This window comes from Streptomyces sp. NPDC059861, from assembly GCF_042731435.1.
GTDB lineage: Bacteria > Actinomycetota > Actinomycetes > Streptomycetales > Streptomycetaceae > Streptomyces.
Genome location: NZ_JBHWJQ010000011.1, coordinates 170,641 through 189,092, shown reverse-complemented (window position 1 = coordinate 189,092; position 18,452 = coordinate 170,641). Strand labels below are relative to the sequence as shown.

The window sequence follows — 18,452 nt, the reverse complement described above, 5'->3', positions numbered from 1 at the left end:
CGACGACCACTCCCGCCTCGCCTACAGCGAGATCCACGCCGACGAGAAAGTCGCGACCTGCGCGGCCTTCCTCACCCGTGCCGCCGCGTTCTTCCGCACGGCATCACCGGCATCGAGCGAGTCCTTACCGACAATGCCTGGGCCTACCGCAAGGGCCTGGCCTGGAAGCAAGCCCTCGCGGAGATCGGCGCCACCGGAAAGCTGACCCGCGCCTACCGGCCCCAGACGAACGGCAAAGTCGAACGCTTCAACCGCACCTTGCTCGACGAATGGGCCTACCAGCGGGCCTACACCAGCAACGACGAGCGGACAGCAGCCCTCGACGACTTCCTTCACGCCTACAACTACCATCGGTGCCACACCGCACTCGGAGGCCAACCCCCGATCAGCCGAGTCAACAACCCTGCGGGTCAATACACCTAGGCCGTGGCCGCCCCACTCGCCTGCGTCGCATGCACCGGCTCCACCCTCTCCACGCGCACCGCACAGACCTTGAACTCCGGCATCCGCGAGACCGGGTCCAGCGCGGGGTTGGTGAGGGTGTTGGCGCGGCCCTCGCCCGGCCAGTGGAACGGCATGAAGACGGTGTCCGGGCGGATGGACGGGGTGATCCGGGCCGGTGCCACCGCCCGGCCCCGCCGGGACACGACCGCCACCGGCTCACCCTCGGCCGCGCCCAGCCGCCGCGCCAGCCGCGGGTGCAGCTCGACGAAGGGGCCGGGCGCGGCCGCGTTCAGCTCGTCGACGCGGCGGGTCTGGGCGCCGGACTGGTACTGGGCCACCACACGCCCGGTGGTCAGCAGCACCGGGTACTCGTCGTCGGTTTCCTCCGCGACGGCCCGATGCGAGACGGACACGAAGCGGGCCCGGCCGTCCTCGGTGGCGAAACGGTCGAGGAAGAGCCGGGGGGTGCCGGGATGACCGCCCACGGGACGGCCCGGCCGACGCACCCCGGACGCGGAGGCCGCCCCCGCCGACCTCTCCGTATCCGCGTCCGTGTCCTCCTCCCGCGCCGGACACGGCCAGAACACCCCGTTCTCCTTTGCCAGGCGGCGGTAGGTGATGCCGGAGTAGTCCGCCGGGCCGCCCGCGGTCGCGCGGCGGAGTTCCTCGAAGACCTCCTCGGGGTCGGTCGGGAAGCCCTTCTCCACGCCGAGGCGGGCGGCGAGTTCGTGCAGCACCTCCAGGTCGCTGCGGACGCCCTCCGGCGCGGTGATCGCCCTCCGGCGCAGCAGCACCCGGCCCTCCAGGCTGGTCGTCGTGCCGCTCTCCTCCGCCCACTGCGTCACCGGCAGCACGACGTCCGCGAGGGCCGCCGTCTCCGACAGCACCACGTCGCACACGGCGAGGAAGTCGAGGGACCTGACGCGCTCCTCCACATGCGCGGCGCGCGGCGCGGACACCACCGGGTTGGAGCCCATCAGCAGCAGCGCCCTGATGTCGCCGCCGAGCGCGTCCAGCAGCTCGTACGCGCTGCGGCCGGGCCCCGGCAGGCTGTCGGGGTCGACGCCCCACACCCCGGCCACATGCCGCCGCGCCGCCGGATCGGTCAGCTTGCGGTACCCGGGCAACTGGTCGGCCTTCTGGCCGTGTTCGCGCCCGCCCTGCCCGTTGCCCTGCCCGGTGAGACAGCCGTACCCCGACAGCAGGCGGCCCGCCCGCCCGGTCGCCAGGCACAGGTTGATCCAGGCGCCCACCGTGTCCGTGCCCTTGGACTGCTGCTCCGGCCCGCGCGCGGTGAGCACCATCGCGGCCTCCGGCGCGCAGAACATCCTTACCGCCTCACGCAGTTGTGGCACGGGCACCCCGGTGATCCGCTCCACGTACTCCGGCCAGTGCGCCATCGCCGCGGCCCGCGCGTCCTCCCAGCCGCTCGTGCGCTCGCGGATGTACTCCTCGTCGGTCCGCCCCTCGGCGACGACCAGATGCAACAGCCCCGACGCCAGCGCGAGATCGGTACCGGGCCGGGGCGCGAGATGCAGGTCGGCGTGTTCGGCGGTCCTGGTGCGGCGCGGGTCGACCACGATCAGCGTGCCGCCGTTGTCCTTGAGCTCGGTCAGGTACCGCAGGGCCGGCGGCATGGTCTCCGCGAGGTTCGACCCGACCAGGATCACGCACCCGGTCCTGGGGATGTCCTCCAGGGGGAAGGGCAGCCCCCGGTCCAGACCGAAGGCCCTGGTCCCGGCCGCCGCGGCCGACGACATGCAGAAGCGCCCGTTGTAGTCGATCTGGGAGGTGCCCAGCACGACGCGGGCGAACTTGCCGAGCGTGTACGCCTTCTCGTTCGTCAGCCCGCCCCCGCCGAACACGCCCAGCGCGTCGGGCCCGTGCGCCGACCGGATCGAGGACAGCCCCTCGGCGATCCGGCCGAGCGCCTCGTCCCAGGTCGCGGGCTTCAGCGCGCCCCCCTCGCGGACCAGCGGCGAGGTCAGCCGCACCCGCGACGACAGCACCGCGGGCGCCGTCCGGCCCTTGCCGCACAGCGCGCCCCGGTTCACCGGGAAGTCCGCGCGCTCGCCGACCTCGACCGTCCCGTCCGGGGCGGGCGTGAGATTCATCCCGCACTGCAGGGCGCAGTACGGGCAGTGTGTGGGCGTCGCGGAGGGTTCCATGCACGTCAGCGTGCGTCGCCGGTGTTACGTGCCGCGACGGCTCCCTGTTACACGGGCGCGACGGTGATCTCCCCGCCCCCTACGGCCGGCCGTGAGGCATCCGCACCGGCACGGGCGGGCCGGGAATGCCAGAACGGCCCAAAGGTCGCAGGTCAACGACCAATTCCGGTCAAGATTCAGTCGCCCTCGTCACTTCTCCCCACCTGCCGCGAGCGCCCGTTCCACCCCGGGCTCGCGCGGCCCGAGGAACCGTGGATCCGGCTTGAAGGCGACGTCCAGCGCGCCCTTTCCCGCCGCGAGGATCTCCCGGACGCCCCCGTAGTACCAGGTCGCGTCGTGCCGCTCGTCCACTCCGACGCCGTACGACGCGACCCCCGCCGCCTCGCACAGCGCGACCGCGCGCCGGATGTGGAAGCCCTGGCTGATCAGCACCGCCTCGTCCACGCCGAAGATCTTCCGGGCCCGCACACAGGAGTCCCAGGTGTCGAAGCCCGCGTAGTCACTGACGATCCGTGCGTCCGGGACGCCGTGCCGGGTGAGATAGGCGCGCATGGCGTCCGGCTCGTCGTAGTCCTCGCGGCTGTTGTCGCCGGTGACGAGCACCGCCTTCACCCGCCCCGCGCGATACAGCTCGGCCGCCGCGTCGAGCCGATGGGCGAGGTACGGCGACGGCTCGCCGTTCCACAGACCCGCGCCGAAGACGACCGCGACTTCGGTGCGGGGCGCGTCGGCGGTCGTGCGCAGCCGGTCGTCCGTGCTGACGTGCATCCACGTCGACGGCACCAGCGCGAGCACGCCCCCCGCGAGCAGCGCCTGCACCAGCCGCCGCTGCCCGGTCCGGGTGCGCGGCAGACGCGGTCGGCGGATCTTCATGGGACGCCCTTCCGGGTCGGCTCCGACACGTCGGCGACACATCGGGTTCGACACGAAGAGACGCTCCACCAGGCTCCAGGGTTCCGTGAGCGCCGTCACTGTGGCCGCCGAAGCCCCAGGTCACCCCCCCTCACACACCCCCGGCACCGCATGGTGAACGTGACGAAAACACCCGTGACGCCCGCGCAACGGGCCGGCAACGTCGTGGCGCGACGATCGGTTCATGACGGCGTTGCTCCCGCTTCCCCACGAGTCCGGCCACGGCCCCGGCTCCCCGGCGCTGGTCCTGGTGGCCCACGGCAGCCGCGACCCGCGTACCCTCGCCACGGTCCACGCCCTGCTCGACCGGGTCCGCGCGCTGCGCCCCGGCCTGCGCGTGCACCTCGGCCACATCGAGCTGAACGAGCCCCTGCTGCCCCGCGCCCTGGCCGCGCTCGGCGACGACGAGGCGATCCTCGTACCCCTCCTGCTCAGCCGAGGCCACCACGTCAAGCGGGACATCCCGGAGATGGCCGCCGCCGCCCGGGCCCGCACCTGGGTGGCCGCGCCGCTCGGCCCGCACCCCCTGCTCGTGGAGACCCTCCGCATCCGCCTGGCCGAGGCGGGCCTGCGCACCCCCGTGACGGAGTCCGAACGCCGTTCGACCGCCGTGATCCTCGCCGCGGCCGGCTCCCGCGACCCCGCCGCCGCGACCGACACCGGCCGCACCGCGGCCCTCCTGGCCGCCCGCCTGGGCGTCCCGGTCCTTGCGGCCTACGCGTCGGCCACGACCCCCACGGTGGCGGACGCGATCCGCACCCTCAGGGCACAAGGCCGTCAGCGCATCGCCCTGGCCTCGTACTTCACGGCGCCAGGCAGATTCGCGCAGGAGTGCGCGGACGCGGCGCCGGGCATCGCCGCGGCCCCCCTGGGAGCCCATCCCCTGATGGCCCACCTGGTGCTCACCCGCTTCGACGAGGCAAGGTCCACCAGCCCGACGGTCCTCCCGGAACTGGCGCCGGTCTGATGCCCCCAGGGGCGTGGGGAGCTTCGCGACACGCCATGCACAACCCGCACCCGCTCCAGACCGTGACCCGGCAGACGCGTACGCGATTGTCACCCTCTGCACTTACTGTCGAGTCATGGAAGGCACCGCACAGCCCCAGCACGAGAACCACGTCCCACCCCCCGGCTACGACCCGACGTCGGTCGACCGCTGGGCCCCTGAGCCCGACAAACGCCCCGGTCGCACCGCCTTCCAGCGCGACCGTGCCCGCATCCTCCACTCCGGCGCCCTGCGCAGGCTCGCAGGCAAGACCCAGGTGGTGACCCCCGGCGGGACGAGCAGCGCGGCCTGGGACCCGAGCCCGCGCACCCGCCTCACCCACTCCCTGGAATGCGCCCAGGTCGGCCGCGAACTGGGCGCGGCCCTCGGCTGCGACCCCGACCTGGTCGAGGCCGCCTGCCTCTCCCACGACCTCGGTCACCCGCCCTTCGGGCACAACGGCGAACAGGCGCTCAACGAATTCGCCGAGGACTGCGGCGGTTTCGAGGGCAACGCCCAGTCCCTCAGACTCCTCAGCCGCATCGAGCCCAAGCGCTTCACCCCGGAGGGCTCCGTGGGCCTCAACCTCACCCGCGCCGCCCTCGACGCCGCCACCAAGTACCCCTGGCCACGCGGCGGCCACCCCACCGACCCGGCCTCCCCGAAGTTCGGTGTGTACGAGGACGACCGCCCGGTGTTCGACTGGGCCCGCAAGGACGCCCCCGGCACCCGGACCTGCTTCGAGGCCCAGGTCATGGACTGGTCGGACGACGTGGCGTACTCGGTGCACGACGTCGAGGACGGACTGCACGCCGGCCACCTCGACCCCAACTGCCTGCACGCGGAGCCGGAACGGCAGGCGGTGTTCGAAGTGGCCGTCGGCCGGTACGTCCCGGCGGACACCGACCCGGCCGAACTCGCCGCCGCCCTCGACCGGCTTCTCGACGAGGAGTGGTGGCCGCACGGCTACGACGGCACGGCCCAGGCCCAGGCCCGCCTCAAGGACGCCACCAGCCAGCTCATCGGCCGCTTCTGCCTGGCCGCCGAGAGCGCCACCCGCGAGGCGTACGGCGGCGGCCGGCTCACCCGCTACGCCGCCGAACTGGTCGTACCGCGCGGGACCCGGATGGAGTGCGCGGTGCTGAAGGCGGTCGCCGACCGGTACGTCATGCAGCGCGCCGAACAGGCCCGGCTCCGCGCCGATCAGCGCGTCGTCGTCGCCGAGTTGGCGGAGGCGCTCACCGCCCGCGCCCCGGACGGACTGGACCCACAGTTCCGGGCGTTGTTCGACCGCGCGCCCGACGACCGCGCCCGCAAACGGGTGATCGTCGACCAGATCGCGTCCCTGACGGACGCCTCGGCGCGGTCGCTTCACGTGCGGCTGACGGCGCACCTGTGACACTGACGCGACGTGGGGCCCCGCGGGGGGCCGAAAGTGACCCTGCGTGGCCTGATCGGGGCACTCCCTCTTCCCGCATCACGCTCCGTGCGGGACGCTCGCATATGACCGCACGTTGAACTCGCACGGGGCGGCACGATTACGAGGAGGCATCAAGTGGTCGACGCGGATCAGACGTTCGTCATCGTCGGAGGAGGGCTCGCCGGCGCGAAGGCGGCCGAGACGCTGCGGGCGGAGGGCTTCAGTGGCCGGGTGATACTGATCTGCGACGAACGCGACCACCCGTACGAGCGCCCGGCCCTGTCGAAGGGCTATCTGCTCGGCAAGGAGGAGCGCGACAGCATCTTCGTGCACGAACCCGCCTGGTACGCGCAGAACGACATCGAGCTGCACCTCGGCCAGACGGTCGACGCGATCGACCGCACGGCGAAGACGGTCCGCTTCGGCGAGGACGGCACCGTCGTCCGGTACGACAAGTTGCTGCTGGCCACCGGTTCCGAGCCCCGCCGCCTGGACATCCCCGGCACCGACCTGGCCGGCGTCCACCATCTGCGCCGCCTCGCGCACTCCGAGCGGCTGCGCGGCGTCCTGCAGTCGCTGGGCAGGGACAACGGCCATCTGCTGATCGCCGGCGCGGGCTGGATCGGCCTGGAGGTCGCGGCGGCGGCGCGGGAGTACGGCGCGGAGGTCACGGTCGTCGAGCCGGAGCCGACCCCACTGCACGGCGTGCTCGGCCCGGAGCTGGGAGCCCTCTTCGCCGAGCTGCACCGGGACCACGGTGTCCGGTTCCGCTTCGGGGTCCGGCTGACCGAGATCGTCGGCCAGGACGGCATGGTGCTGGCCGCCCGCACGGACGACGGCGAGGAGCACCCCGCGCACGACGTCCTCGCCGCGATCGGCGCCGCCCCCCGGACCGGGCTCGCCGAGGCGGCGGGCCTGGAGATCGCGGACCGGGCGCACGGCGGGGGCGTCGTCGTCGACGAGCGGCTGTGCACCTCCGACCCCGACATCTACGCCACCGGTGACGTCGCCGCCTTCCCGCACGCCCTCTTCGACACCCGCATCCGCGTCGAGCACTGGGCGAACGCGCTGAACGGCGGCCCGGCGGCGGCGAAGGCGATGCTGGGCCGGCCGGTGACGTACGACCGAGTGCCCTACTTCTTCTCCGACCAGTACGACCTGGGGATGGAGTACTCGGGGTGGGCGCCGCCGGGGACGTACGACCAGGTGGTGATCCGCGGGGACGCCGGCAAGCGGGAGTTCATCGCGTTCTGGCTGACCGAGGGCCGGGTGCTGGCCGGGATGAACGTGAACGTGTGGGATGTCACAGAGCCGATCCAGAACCTGATCCGCTCGCAGGCGCCCCTGGACGCCGACGCCCTGGCCGACCCGCACGTCCCACTGGACAGCCTGCTCCCGTAGCCGACGGGACTGTCGTTCCGTCCCCGTAGAATCGCCTCGTGGCAGGACGGATCAACGACGAGGACGTGAAGGCGGTACGGGACGCGGTCCCGATCGACGCCGTCGTGTCCGAGTACCTCCAGCTGCGCGGCGCGGGCGGCGGAAACCTCAAGGGCCTGTGCCCCTTCCACGACGAGAAATCGCCGTCCTTCCAGGTCAGCCCGAGCAAGGGGCTCTTCCACTGCTTCGGCTGCCAGGAGGGCGGCGACACCATCACGTTCGTGATGAAGGTGGACCACCTCTCCTTCTCGGAGGCGGTCGAGCGCCTCGCCGCCCAGGCCGGCATCACCCTGCGCTACGAGGAGGGCGGCTACAACCCCGCCCACCAGCGCGGCGAACGCATCCGCCTGGTCGAGGCCCACAAGATCGCCGCCGAGTGGTACGCGGAACAGCTCGCCACCGGCCCCGAGGCGGAGACCGGCCGGGTCTTCCTCGCCGAGCGCGGCTTCGACCAGTCGGCGGCCGTCCACTTCGGCGTCGGCTACAGCCCCCAGGGCTGGGACCACCTCACCCGCTACCTCCGCGGCAAGGGCTTCACCGACAAGGAGCTGCTGCTCTCCGGCCTCTCCCAGGAGGGCCGCCGCGGCCCCATCGACCGCTTCCGGGGCCGGCTGATGTGGCCGATCCGGGACATCGGCGGTGAGGTCGTCGGCTTCGGCGCCCGCAAGCTGTACGAGGCGGACAACGGCCCGAAGTACCTCAACACGCCGGACACCGCCATCTACAAGAAGTCCCAGGTCCTCTACGGCATCGACCTGGCCAAGAAGGAGATCGCCAAGGCCAGCCGCGCGGTGGTGGTCGAGGGCTACACGGACGTCATGGCCTGCCACCTCGCCGGTGTGACCACGGCCATCGCCACCTGCGGCACGGCGTTCGGCGGCGACCACATCAAGATCCTCCGCCGTCTCCTCATGGACAACGGCTCGGCCCGCGTCATCTTCACCTTCGACGGCGACGCGGCAGGACAGAAGGCGGCGCTGCGGGCCTTCGAGGACGACCAGAAGTTCGCCGCCGAGACCTACATCGCGATCGCCCCCGACGGCATGGACCCCTGCGACCTGCGGCTCGCCAAGGGCGACGAGGCGGTGTCCGACCTGGTCGAACCCCGCACGCCGCTCTTCGAGTTCGCACTGCGCCAGATCGTCGTCCGCTACGACCTCGACACCCCGGCCGGCCGGGCCGCCGCCCTCGACGAGGCCGCCCCGATCGTCGCCCGGATCAAGAACAGCGGCGCCCAGCACGAGGTCGCCGTCCAGCTCGCCGGCATGCTCGGCATCCTGGACACCCAGTTCGTGGTCAAGCGCGTGGCGCAACTGGCCCGCTGGGCACGTGACCGCGGCGGCAAGGGCCCGGCGCCCACCCGCCCGCAGCAGGGGTACGACGCCGCCCCCACGCCCCGGACGTCGGGCCCGGCCCTGACGCTGCGCAACCCGGTGTACGCCACCGAGCGTGAACTCCTCAAACTCGCCCTCCAGCGCCCCGAGTTGGTTTCCCCGGCCTTCGACGCCTACGGCGTCGACGAGTTCACCGCCGCGCCCTACGCCGCCGTACGCCAGGCCGTGCTGGACGCGGGCGGCGCCGAGCACGGCGTGCAGGACCCGCAGCAGTACCTGATCAGGGTCCGTGAGGCGGCCCCGGACGACACCGTCCGCGCGATGGTCACGGAACTCGCGGTCGAGGCGATCATGCGCCGCACGGTCGACGAGGCGTACGCGGGAGAGCAGCTGGTCTGGGTCCGCCGCCGTGCCGTCGACCGCCGCATCCAGGACGTCCAGAGCACCCTGGCCCGCCTGAGCGGCAGCGGTGACGCGGCCCGACTGGCCGCGGTGCAGAACGAGTTGTGGGTGCTCCAGCAGTACGGACAGGCACTGCGGGAGCGCGGCGCCGCCGCCCTCTGAGCCCTGGGCGAACCGCCCCCTGGGTCCCGCGATGACCGCCCCGTCACGGGCCGAACGCAAAAAGTCACCGCACGCCCCTCGTGGCGGCGATGTGTCGTACCCCACACTGGGTCCCGGTGCCTGAGTCCTCGGAGCGCGGCCGATCCGTTTCCTACGGGTCGCTCACCCCGCGGTTCCGCTCATCGCGTACGGGACGGACAGCGGCGAGGCCGCCGACTCCGTCCCCCGAGCAGCGCTGCCGCACGCCTCAGCAGCGATCACCCTGGAGGTCGCCCCCGTGCAGACCCAGACCCTCATCCAGACCGACACCGCCGGCGCCACCGGCGCCGACAGCACCGCGCCGGACGCGGAGCCCGGTGTGCTGGTGGCCGTGCCGCCGCAGAGCCGGGCCGCGCGCCACCCGGAGACGGAGCCGCCCGAGGTCACGGAGGCCGCCGGGCACCCCGGGGAAGCCGCCGAGGCGCCCGGTCCCGGCGAGCCCACCGAGCCGGGCGAGCCGGTCGACGCGGAGCCCGTGATTCAGGTGGAGCCCGTCGACCCGCCCGTGCCCACCCGGGCCGACACCAGCGGCCCCTCCTCGGACCTGTTCCGCCAGTACCTGCGGGAGATCGGCCGCATCCCGCTGCTCAGCGCAGTGGAGGAGGTCGAACTCGCGCGCCGTGTCGAGGCCGGCCTCTTCGCCGAGGCGAAGCTGAGCGGCGCCTCCGACCTGGACTCCCAGCTGGCTATGGACCTGGACCGCCTGGTCGTCATGGGCCGGATGGCCAAACGTCGTCTCATAGAGGCGAACCTGCGGCTCGTCGTCTCGGTCGCCAAGCGGTACGTCGGCCGCGGACTGACCATGCTGGACCTGGTGCAGGAGGGCAACCTCGGCCTCATCCGCGCGGTGGAGAAGTTCGACTACGCCCGCGGCTACAAGTTCTCCACGTACGCGACCTGGTGGATCCGCCAGGCCATGTCCCGTGCCCTCGCCGACCAGGCCCGCACGATCCGGGTCCCCGTCCACGTGGTCGAGTTGATCAACCGCGTGGTCCGTGTGCAGCGCCGGATGCTCCAGGAACGCGGCTACGAACCCACCCCCGAGGAGGTCGCCGCCCACCTCGACCTGCCGCCCGAGCGGGTCGGCGAGGTGCTCCGCCTCGCCCAGGAGCCGGTCTCCCTGCACGCCCCCGTGGGCGAGGAGGACGACGTGGCCCTCGGCGACCTGATCGAGGACGGCGACGCGGCCAGCCCCGTCGAGTCGGCCGCCTTCCTCCTTCTCAGGGAGCACCTGGAGGCGGTCCTGTCGACCCTGGGCGAGCGGGAGCGCAAGGTCGTCCAGCTCCGCTACGGCCTGGCCGACGGCCGGCCCCGCACCCTGGAGGAGATCGGCCGCATCTTCGGCGTCACCCGCGAACGCATACGCCAGATCGAGTCGAAGACCCTGAACAAGCTGCGCGACCACGCCTTCGCGGACCAGCTGAGGGGCTACCTGGACTGACCCGGGGGTGCCGCCGCGACGGCGCGGCGCACCCCCGACCCCGGTCACCGGCTCAGTCGACCTCGGCCACCGCCTGCGCGAACTGCGCCTTGTACAGGCGTGCGTAGGCCCCGTCCGCGGCCAGCAGCGCGGTGTGCGCCCCCTGCTCCACGATCGCCCCGTTCTCCATCACCAGGATCGTGTCCGCGTCCCGGATCGTCGACAGCCGGTGCGCGATCACGAACGACGTCCGTCCGTGCGCGAGCTTCGCCATGGCCTTCTGGATCAGCACCTCGGTGCGGGTGTCCACCGAGGACGTCGCCTCGTCCAGCACCAGGATCACCGGGTCGGACAGGAACGCCCGCGCGATCGTGATGAGCTGCTTCTCACCCGCGCTGACCCCCGCCCCGTCGTCGTCGATCACCGTGTCGTAGCCGTCGGGCAGCGTCCGGACGAAGCGGTCGGCGTGTGCCGCCCGCGCCGCCTCCTCGATCTCGCCCCGGGTGACCTTGCGCGCCGCCCCGTACGCGATGTTCTCGGCGATCGTCCCGCCGAAGAGCCAGGTGTCCTGCAGCACCATCCCGATCCCGGACCGCAGCTCGTCGCGGGACATCTTCGCGATGTCGGCCCCGTCGAGCGTGATCCTCCCGCCCGACACCTCGTAGAACCGCATCAGCAGATTGACCAGCGTGGTCTTGCCCGCCCCCGTCGGCCCGACGATCGCGACCGTCTGCCCCGGCTCCACCGTCAGTGTCAGATCCTCGATCAGCGGCTTCTCCGGGTCGTACCGGAAGGACACGCCCTCCAGCGCCACCCGGCCCCGCAGCTCCTCCGGCCGCAGCCCCGGCACCGGATCGGCCGACTGCTCCGGCGCGTCGAGGAGTTCGAAGATCCGCTCGGCGGAGGCCACCCCGGACTGCACCAGGTTCGCCATGGACGCGAGCTGCGTCAGGGGCATCGAGAACTGCCGCGAGTACTGGATGAAGGCCTGCACGTCACCGATCGACAGCGAGCCGGAGGCGACCCGCAGACCGCCGACCACCGCGACCAGCACGTAGTTCATGTTCGACACGAACAGCATCAGCGGCTGCATCACCCCGCTGTTGAACTGCGCCCGGAACCCGGCCTCGTACAGCGCCTCGTTCTGCTCGGCGAACTGCTGCGCCGACTCCTCCTGCCGCCCGAACACCTTCACCAGGGTGTGCCCGGTGTACATCTCCTCCACGTGCGCGTTGAGTTGGCCCGTCGAGCGCCACTGCTGCACGAAGTGCGGCTGCGACCGCTTGCCCACGTACGTCGCCACGGACAGCGACAGCGGCACCGTCACCAGCGCCACCAGCGCCAGGATCCAGGACACCCAGAACATCATCGCCAGCACGCCGATGATGGTCAGCAGTGAGTTGATCAGCTGGCCCATCGACTGCTGGAGGGTCTGGCCGATGTTGTCGATGTCGTTCGTCGCCCGGCTCAGCACCTCACCGCGCTGCCGCTTGTCGAAGTACGACAGCGGCAGCCGCGACAGCTTCGTCTGCACGTCCTCGCGCATCCGGTACATCGTCCGGTTGACGGCCCGGTTCACCAGCCGCGTCGCCACCGCCATCAGCAGCCCGGCCACCACGAACACCACCAGCGCCAGCAGCAGCACGTTCCCCACCGCGCCGAAGTCGATGCCCTCGCCCGGCGTGAAGTCGGTGCCGCGGAGCATGTCGGCCATGGCGCCGTCGCCCCGCTCCCGCATGGCGTCGAGCGCCTGCTCCTTGCTGGTCCCGGCCGGCATCTCCCGCCCGACGATCCCCGCGAACACCAGGTCGGTGGCGTTCCCCAGAATCTTCGGGCCGACCACCGACAGCCCCACGCTCACCACCACGCACAGCAGCAGCGCGCCGATGGTCAGCCGCTCGTGCCGGAACCGGCCGACCAGCCGCCGCCCGGACACCCGGAAGTCCATCGAGCGATGGTCGGGGCCGGTCCCGGCCATCATCCGCCCCATCGGACCGGCCATCAGGCAGCCTCCGCTTCCGTCAGCTGGGAGAGCACGATCTCCCGGTAGGTCTCGTTGTCCGCCATCAGCTCGTGATGCCTCCCGGTGCCCACGACCCGGCCCGCGTCGAGCACGACGATCCGGTCGGCGTCCCGGATGGTCGCCACCCGCTGGGCGACGATCACGACGGTCGCCCGCGACGTCTCACGGGTGAGCGCCGCGCGCAGGGCGGCGTCCGTGGCGTAGTCGAGGGCGGAGAAGGAGTCGTCGAAGAGATAGATCTCCGGCCGCTGCACCAGCGTCCGCGCGATGGCGAGCCGCTGGCGCTGACCGCCGGAGACGTTGGTGCCGCCCTGCGCGACCGGCGCGTCCAGCCCACCCTCCAGCCGCTCCACGAACGGCCTGGCCTGCGCCACCTCGAGTGCGTGCCACAGCTCCTCGTCGGTCGCGTCCGGATTGCCGTACCGGAGGTTGGTCGCGACCGTGCCGGCGAAGAGGTACGGCTTCTGCGGCACCAGTCCGACGGTCCGGGCCAGCACCTGGGGATCGACGGTCCGGACGTCCACCCCGTCGACCAGCACCTCGCCGTCGGTGACGTCGAACAGCCGGGGCACCAGCCCGAGCAGCGTGGACTTTCCGCTGCCGGTCGAGCCGATCACGGCGGTGACCTCCCCGGGCCGGGCGACCACGTCGATGCCCCTCAGCACCGGCTCCTCGGCACCCGGGTAGCGGAAGCCGGCCCCGCGGATCTCCAGATGCCCGTGCCGGTGCAGCTCCCGCACCGGCGTCACCGGCGGCACGACGCTGGACCCGGTCTCCAGCACCTCCTGGATCCGTTCGGCGCACACCTCCGCGCGCGGCACCATCATGAACATGAAGGTGGCCATCATCACGGACATCACGATCTGCAGCAGATAGGCGAGATACGCCGTCAGATCGCCGATCTGCATCCCGCCGCTGTCGATGCGGTGCGCGCCGAACCACACCACCGCGATCGACGAGACGTTCACCACCGTCATCACGATCGGGAACATCAGCGCGAGCAGCTTGCCGGTGCCGAGCGACACCTCCGTCAGCTCGGCGTTGGCCTTGCGGAAGCGGTCCTGCTCGTACTCGTCGCGCACGAAGGCACGGATCACCCGGTTGCCGGTGATCTGCTCGCGCAGCACCCGGTTCACCGTGTCCAGCCGCACCTGCATCGTCCGGAACAGCGGCCGCAGCGACCGCACGATCAAGGTCACGGTGAGGCCCAGCACGGGCACCACGGCGACCAGTACCCCGGACAGCGGCACGTCCAGGCCGAGCGCCAGCACGATGCCGCCCACGCACATGATCGGCGCCGACACCATCAGAGTGAACGTCATCAGGCACAGCATCTGCACCTGCTGCACGTCGTTCGTGGTCCGTGTGATCAGCGAGGGCGCGCCGAAGTGGCCCACCTCACGCGCCGAGAACGACTGCACCCGGTCGAAGACCGCGGCCCGTACGTCCCGGCCGAGCGCCGAGGCGGTGCGGGCGCCGTAGTACACGGCACCGATGTTGCACACCACCTGGACCAGCGAGACGCCGATCATCACGGCGCCGAAGGACAGGATGTAACCGGTGTCGCCGAGGACGACACCGCTGTCGATGATGTGGGCGTTCAGCGTGGGCAGGTAGAGGGTCGCGCAGGTCTGCAGGAACTGCAGCAGCACCAGCACGGTGATGGGTCTCTTGTAGGGCCTGAGGTAGGTCCGCAGCAGTCGTATGAGCACGCTGTTCTCTCGGAGTCGGCGACAGGGGCCGAATGGTTGCCCCTGGCCCCTATCGTCGGACACTCCACCCGCGTTACCTCCACCCGATCACCCGACGGGCCGAGGCCGTCCGTTCCGCGCCGGCCCCTGTCGGCACACCGCCTAGACCCGGAACGCCCCCGGGTGGGTCTGCTCCCGCACCGACACGTACTGCTGCCGCACGGCCTGCCCCACCGCCAGGTCCTCGCCGGGCTCCAGCACCTGCGCGACCGCTCCCTGCCAGGCCGGCGGCGTCCGCGGATCGAGGGTGCCCTGGGACACCCCGAGCGCCCATGCCGCCTGCCGGGCGGCACCGATCGCCGCATAGTCCGCGGGCTGCGGTACGACGACCTGCGCCCCGAACAGCGAGGGCGCCGAGGCCTGTACGGCCGGCAGCTCGGCCGCCGCCCCCAGCAGGAAGACCCGCCGCACCTCCACCCCACGCCCGCGCAGCACGTCGAGCGCGTCCGCGAGCCCGCAGAGCATGCCCTCGAAGGAGGCCCGTGCCAGATGCTCCGCCTTCATCGACTCCCGCCGCAGCCCGGTCAGCGTCCCCGCGGTGTGCGGCAGCGCGGGCGTGCGCTCACCCTCCAGATAGGGCAGCAGCACGAGGCCGTGGGAGCCCGGCGTCGACTTCATCGCCAGGTCGGACAGGCTCTCCAGGTCGGACAGCCCGAGCAGCTCGGCGGTGCCGCGCAGGGTGCGCACCGCGTTCAGCGTGGTCACGACGGGCAGGTGCATGCCGGTGGCGTCGGCGAGGGAGGTGATCATCCCGGAGCCGTCCTGGAGCGCCTCGGGATGCACGGCCATCACGGACCCGGAGGCACCCAGGGAGACGACGGCGTCGCCGAACCCGAGGCCCAGCCCGAAGGCGGCGGCCATGGTCTCGCCGGTCCCGGCGGAGATCAGCAGCCCCTCCGGTGTCGTTCCGGCCGCCTCGGACGGCCCGATCACCTCGGGCAGCACGACCTGGTGACCGAGGGCCAGTTCCACCAGGTCGGGCCGGTAGCCGCCGGTGGCGGCGGACCAGTAGCCGGTGCCCGAGGCGCCGCCCCGGTCGGTGGTCCGCCGGACCGGCCGGCCCAGCAACTGCCACACCAGCCAGTCGTGCGCCTGCATCAGCATGGCGACTCGCGCCGCGTTCTCGGGTTCGTTCCTGGCGAGCCAGCGCAGCTTGGTCACCGGCTGGGCGGCCTGCGGCACGGAGCCCACCGCCTGCGCCCACGCCTCACGCCCGCCCAGCGCGTCGATCAGATCGGCCGCCGAGACCTGCGCCCGCTTGTCACCGCCGACCAGCGCGGGCCGTACGGTGCCGCCCTGCGCGTCCAGCGGCACGACGGCGTTCTGCTGGGCGGAGACCCCGATGGCCTGCACACCTTCCAGCAGTCCACCGCCGGCGGCCTCGCCCAGGGACAGCAGCCACGCCTGTGGATCGACGTCGCTGGGCCGCCCGCCGGCCTCGGCGCCTTCCACCGGATGCGGCGCGTAGCCCTGCCGCAGCACGGCTCCGGTGTCCGCGTCGCAGACGACGATACGAGTGAAATCGGGCGAACTGTCCAACCCGGCGACTATCCCCATGGCTCAAATTCTGCCGCAGTGCCGCGCATGCTCGGGCCGTGGGCGCCGTGGAGGTGCGCGCGGTCTTTCGGGTGCGGGCGGTGTACGGCTCCTCGCGCGACCCCCCGCACCCCTTTTCTCAGGTGTTGCTCGTGCCCCAGTCGTCCTCCGCCGAGCCGTTGATGTTGCGCTCGCGCAGGGAGCGGACGCGGTGGGCGACCGAGTCGGGCATGCGGTCGCCGACCCTCTCGCTCACCGTGTGGAACGCCTTGCCCGCGAACTGGCGGCCCTGCAGCGCGGCCGTCTCGGCGGTGTTGCGGACGGCGGGGTTCTGCGCGACCTGACGCGCGGTCTTCTTCAGCTGTTCGTAGCGCTCGCGTCCGGCTCGTGTGCCCAGCACGTAACCCAGAGCGAGTCCGACGACGAACGTGAGCCGGTAACGCATGGCGGCCACCCTTCCCTTGCGTAGGTCTTCTGGCGCGGCCTGAAGCCGGGAGTACCGATTGGCGAAGCACCCCCCTGCTTGCGCTAATGTATGTGTCGCAGCGAGCGCGCGCCCCCTGGCGGATACCCAGGTGAGTACGTTCGATGCAACGAGGCATTCCTCCGTAGCTCAATTGGCAGAGCAGCCGGCTGTTAACCGGCAGGTTACTGGTTCGAGTCCAGTCGGGGGAGCTCGGTCCTCCGTAGCTCAATTGGCAGAGCAGCCGGCTGTTAACCGGCAGGTTACTGGTTCGAGTCCAGTCGGGGGAGCAGTCTGAAGAGGACCCCGCCGGGGTCCTTTTTCATGTCCGGTGGAACCGCCCGGGCCACGCGGGAGTCCTCAAGGTCACGTGAAGCCGACCATCCGGAGCAGGAGATCGTATGAGCGGCTATGCTGCGGCAGACGGCGCGTACAAATGTGCGCGACACGCCGCTATGGGGCGGTAGCTCAGCCGGTTAGAGCAGCGGACTCATAATCCGTCGGCCGTGGGTTCGAGTCCCACCCGCCCCACCCCGCGGCGACAGTGCAGGAACGTTTTCACCTGCGGTGCCGCCAGTACCCCCTCGGGGCGGAGGGGGTTTCGTCGTCTCTGGGGACCGTCAGCCGGCCCGCAGCTGGCCCCAAGGGGCGGCGATCAAGACATAAGCGGCCCCGGCCCCCGCTGGGTGCGACGGCCGGGGCGAAGGGGTCAGCCCTGTCCGCGGAACGCGTCGCGGATCCTCTTGCCGCGGCCGCCAGTGCCTCTGCCGCCTTCGCAGCTGAGTCGCAGGCGTCGCTCGCCTTCAGCATGAGGTAGTCCGCAGCGGCCGAGCCGCTCGCAGCGTAGAGCGTGATCTCCCATATGAGGGACATGTGAAGACCTTCGTAGCCGTAACGGCATGGGCGCTGCGGTACGGAGGTTGGTCAGTCTCCGTCCGCCCGGCAGTAGGCGCCGGCCATCGTCTGCCGTGGGGGAGCGGGCTTCGTGTGCCCGTAAATCACCACTCGTCGATGTCCGCCTCGGCGAGGTCGCTGATCGCCGGTGGGGGCCGATGTCCTCGGGCATGAGTGACCCCGGTCGACGCCTGGGTGACGCCGGGCGGGGCCGCGGGGGTGCTGTCGGTCAGGGCTTGCGCGGGAGCGCGAAGCCCCGCACCGGACGCTGTTCCTGCGGGCTACGGGAGTCCGGCTGCTGCGCGCGCTTCCACGCCGCGACCAGTCCCGCGTACCGCGGTCCGATCAGCATGTGCCACCTCCGGCGGCCAGGCTTGCGGCGGCACACGCGGCAACCCTGTACGCCGTGGATGGGAGGGGGTTCTCGGGGGCGGGATGCTCGATACGATCCGGGGACCTATTCACCAAGGGGGGAGCGTCATGGTGACGTTCAACGTGCGGCCGGACATCGATGCCGCAGCGGAGAGACTGTCCAGCACCTTCGGTGCGAAGCGGGAGATCGAGAAGCTCCCCGAAGTGCTGTGGGAGGGCGAGACGGTCGAGATGCTCGCAACCGGCCTGTACGGCAAGGGCAACGGCCTGCTGGCGATGACCAACTTGCGTCTCGTCTTCTACTTCCACGGGCTCATGGGACAGCGCGTCGAGGACTTCCCCTATAACCGGATCAGCTCTGTTCAGTGGGCGGGCGGGATGCTCATGGGGACGCTCAGCGTGTTCTCGTCGGGCAACCGGGCCGACATCAAGCAGGTGCCGAAGGACCAGGGGACGGCGCTGGCCCATCAGCTGCGGATGCGGATCGCTGCGGCCGGGGCGCCGGCCGCGCCGCCTGCTGCAGCACCGGTGCCGGCCGCCGGGTCGCAGGACATTGCTGCGCGGCTTCGCACCCTTGATGAGCTGCGAGCAGCGGGCGCGATCACGGATGAGGAGTACCGGGACAGGCGGGGGAAGATTCTGGACAGCCTGTAGGCCGTGACTCCCGGGCGAAGATCCGGCCGGTGC

Annotated in this window: 12 protein-coding genes, 3 tRNA genes and 2 pseudogenes; 10 read left to right on the top strand and 7 right to left on the bottom strand. The window is 71.7% G+C overall.

The window, feature by feature from the left end:
- Window positions 1-423 (top strand): annotated as a pseudogene (locus tag ACFV6X_RS13070) (integrase core domain-containing protein); the annotation flags it as partial.
- On the opposite strand, the gene ACFV6X_RS13065 reads toward ACFV6X_RS13070, so the two are convergent.
- Entirely contained in the window at window positions 420-2,612 is a 2,193-nt protein-coding gene (locus ACFV6X_RS13065) for a molybdopterin oxidoreductase family protein (RefSeq protein WP_385381825.1), read from the bottom strand. The pseudogene ACFV6X_RS13070 and the gene ACFV6X_RS13065 overlap by 4 nt on opposite strands.
- A 189-nt stretch (window positions 2,613-2,801) precedes the next feature.
- Window positions 2,802-3,485, bottom strand: a complete 684-nt coding sequence (locus tag ACFV6X_RS13060; RefSeq protein ID WP_385381822.1) for a vancomycin high temperature exclusion protein — start codon at window positions 3,483-3,485, stop codon at window positions 2,802-2,804.
- Window positions 3,486-3,708: 223 nt separating this feature from the next.
- Between ACFV6X_RS13060 and ACFV6X_RS13055 the strand changes: the two genes are divergently transcribed.
- The 5 genes and pseudogenes from ACFV6X_RS13055 to ACFV6X_RS13035 all read left to right on the top strand — a co-directional run bounded on the left by ACFV6X_RS13055 (window position 3,709) and on the right by ACFV6X_RS13035 (window position 10,747).
- Window positions 3,709-4,491: a sirohydrochlorin chelatase gene (locus tag ACFV6X_RS13055; RefSeq protein WP_385381819.1), complete on the top strand. Its 783-nt coding sequence runs from the start codon at window positions 3,709-3,711 to the stop codon at window positions 4,489-4,491.
- A gap of 115 nt (window positions 4,492-4,606) precedes the next feature.
- The gene (locus ACFV6X_RS13050; RefSeq protein WP_385381816.1) at window positions 4,607-5,908 is read left to right on the top strand and encodes a deoxyguanosinetriphosphate triphosphohydrolase; all 1,302 of its coding nucleotides are present in this window, start codon (window positions 4,607-4,609) and stop codon (window positions 5,906-5,908) included.
- A 156-nt stretch (window positions 5,909-6,064) separates the two neighbouring features.
- On the top strand, window positions 6,065-7,330 hold the full coding sequence (locus tag ACFV6X_RS13045; protein WP_385381813.1) for an NAD(P)/FAD-dependent oxidoreductase: 1,266 nt from the start codon (window positions 6,065-6,067) through the stop codon (window positions 7,328-7,330).
- A 38-nt stretch (window positions 7,331-7,368) separates the two neighbouring features.
- Window positions 7,369-9,267, top strand: coding sequence for a DNA primase (dnaG, locus tag ACFV6X_RS13040; RefSeq protein WP_385381811.1), 1,899 nt, complete (start codon window positions 7,369-7,371; stop codon window positions 9,265-9,267).
- 116 nt (window positions 9,268-9,383) lie between these two features.
- A pseudogene (locus tag ACFV6X_RS13035) lies at window positions 9,384-10,747 on the top strand (RNA polymerase sigma factor).
- Between the two features lie 52 nt (window positions 10,748-10,799).
- Here ACFV6X_RS13035 and ACFV6X_RS13030 read toward each other — a convergent pair.
- The 4 genes from ACFV6X_RS13030 to ACFV6X_RS13015 form a co-directional block, all read right to left on the bottom strand.
- Window positions 10,800-12,728 carry an ABC transporter ATP-binding protein gene (locus tag ACFV6X_RS13030; protein ID WP_385381808.1) on the bottom strand — a complete coding sequence of 643 codons (1,929 nt, stop codon included), beginning with the start codon at window positions 12,726-12,728 and terminating at the stop codon, window positions 10,800-10,802.
- Window positions 12,728-14,461 (bottom strand): ABC transporter ATP-binding protein, encoded by a 1,734-nt coding sequence (locus tag ACFV6X_RS13025; RefSeq protein ID WP_385381806.1) that lies wholly within the window; start codon window positions 14,459-14,461, stop codon window positions 12,728-12,730. The genes ACFV6X_RS13030 and ACFV6X_RS13025 overlap by 1 nt, the downstream gene beginning before the upstream one ends.
- 141 nt (window positions 14,462-14,602) lie before the next feature.
- Complete coding sequence (locus ACFV6X_RS13020) at window positions 14,603-16,057, bottom strand: FGGY family carbohydrate kinase (RefSeq protein ID WP_385381803.1); 1,455 nt, start codon at window positions 16,055-16,057, stop codon at window positions 14,603-14,605.
- A gap of 118 nt (window positions 16,058-16,175) precedes the next feature.
- Window positions 16,176-16,481 carry a YtxH domain-containing protein gene (locus ACFV6X_RS13015; protein WP_365453849.1) on the bottom strand — a complete coding sequence of 102 codons (306 nt, stop codon included), beginning with the start codon at window positions 16,479-16,481 and terminating at the stop codon, window positions 16,176-16,178.
- Window positions 16,482-16,638: 157 nt separating this feature from the next.
- On the opposite strand from ACFV6X_RS13015, the gene ACFV6X_RS13010 reads away from it, so the two are divergent.
- The 3 genes from ACFV6X_RS13010 to ACFV6X_RS13000 all read left to right on the top strand — a co-directional run bounded on the left by ACFV6X_RS13010 (window position 16,639) and on the right by ACFV6X_RS13000 (window position 17,030).
- Window positions 16,639-16,711: transfer RNA gene (locus tag ACFV6X_RS13010), tRNA-Asn, on the top strand.
- Between the two features lie 5 nt (window positions 16,712-16,716).
- Window positions 16,717-16,789 (top strand) — tRNA-Asn (locus tag ACFV6X_RS13005).
- 167 nt (window positions 16,790-16,956) lie between these two features.
- Window positions 16,957-17,030, top strand: a tRNA-Ile gene (locus ACFV6X_RS13000).
- A gap of 592 nt (window positions 17,031-17,622) precedes the next feature.
- On the opposite strand, the gene ACFV6X_RS12995 is transcribed toward ACFV6X_RS13000, so the two are convergent.
- Entirely contained in the window at window positions 17,623-17,745 is a 123-nt protein-coding gene (locus ACFV6X_RS12995; protein WP_385381799.1) for a hypothetical protein, read from the bottom strand.
- 128 nt (window positions 17,746-17,873) lie between these two features.
- Between ACFV6X_RS12995 and ACFV6X_RS12990 the strand changes: the two genes are divergently transcribed.
- Entirely contained in the window at window positions 17,874-18,419 is a 546-nt protein-coding gene (locus ACFV6X_RS12990; protein WP_385381797.1) for an SHOCT domain-containing protein, read from the top strand.
- Window positions 18,420-18,452: the final 33 nt, after the last annotated feature.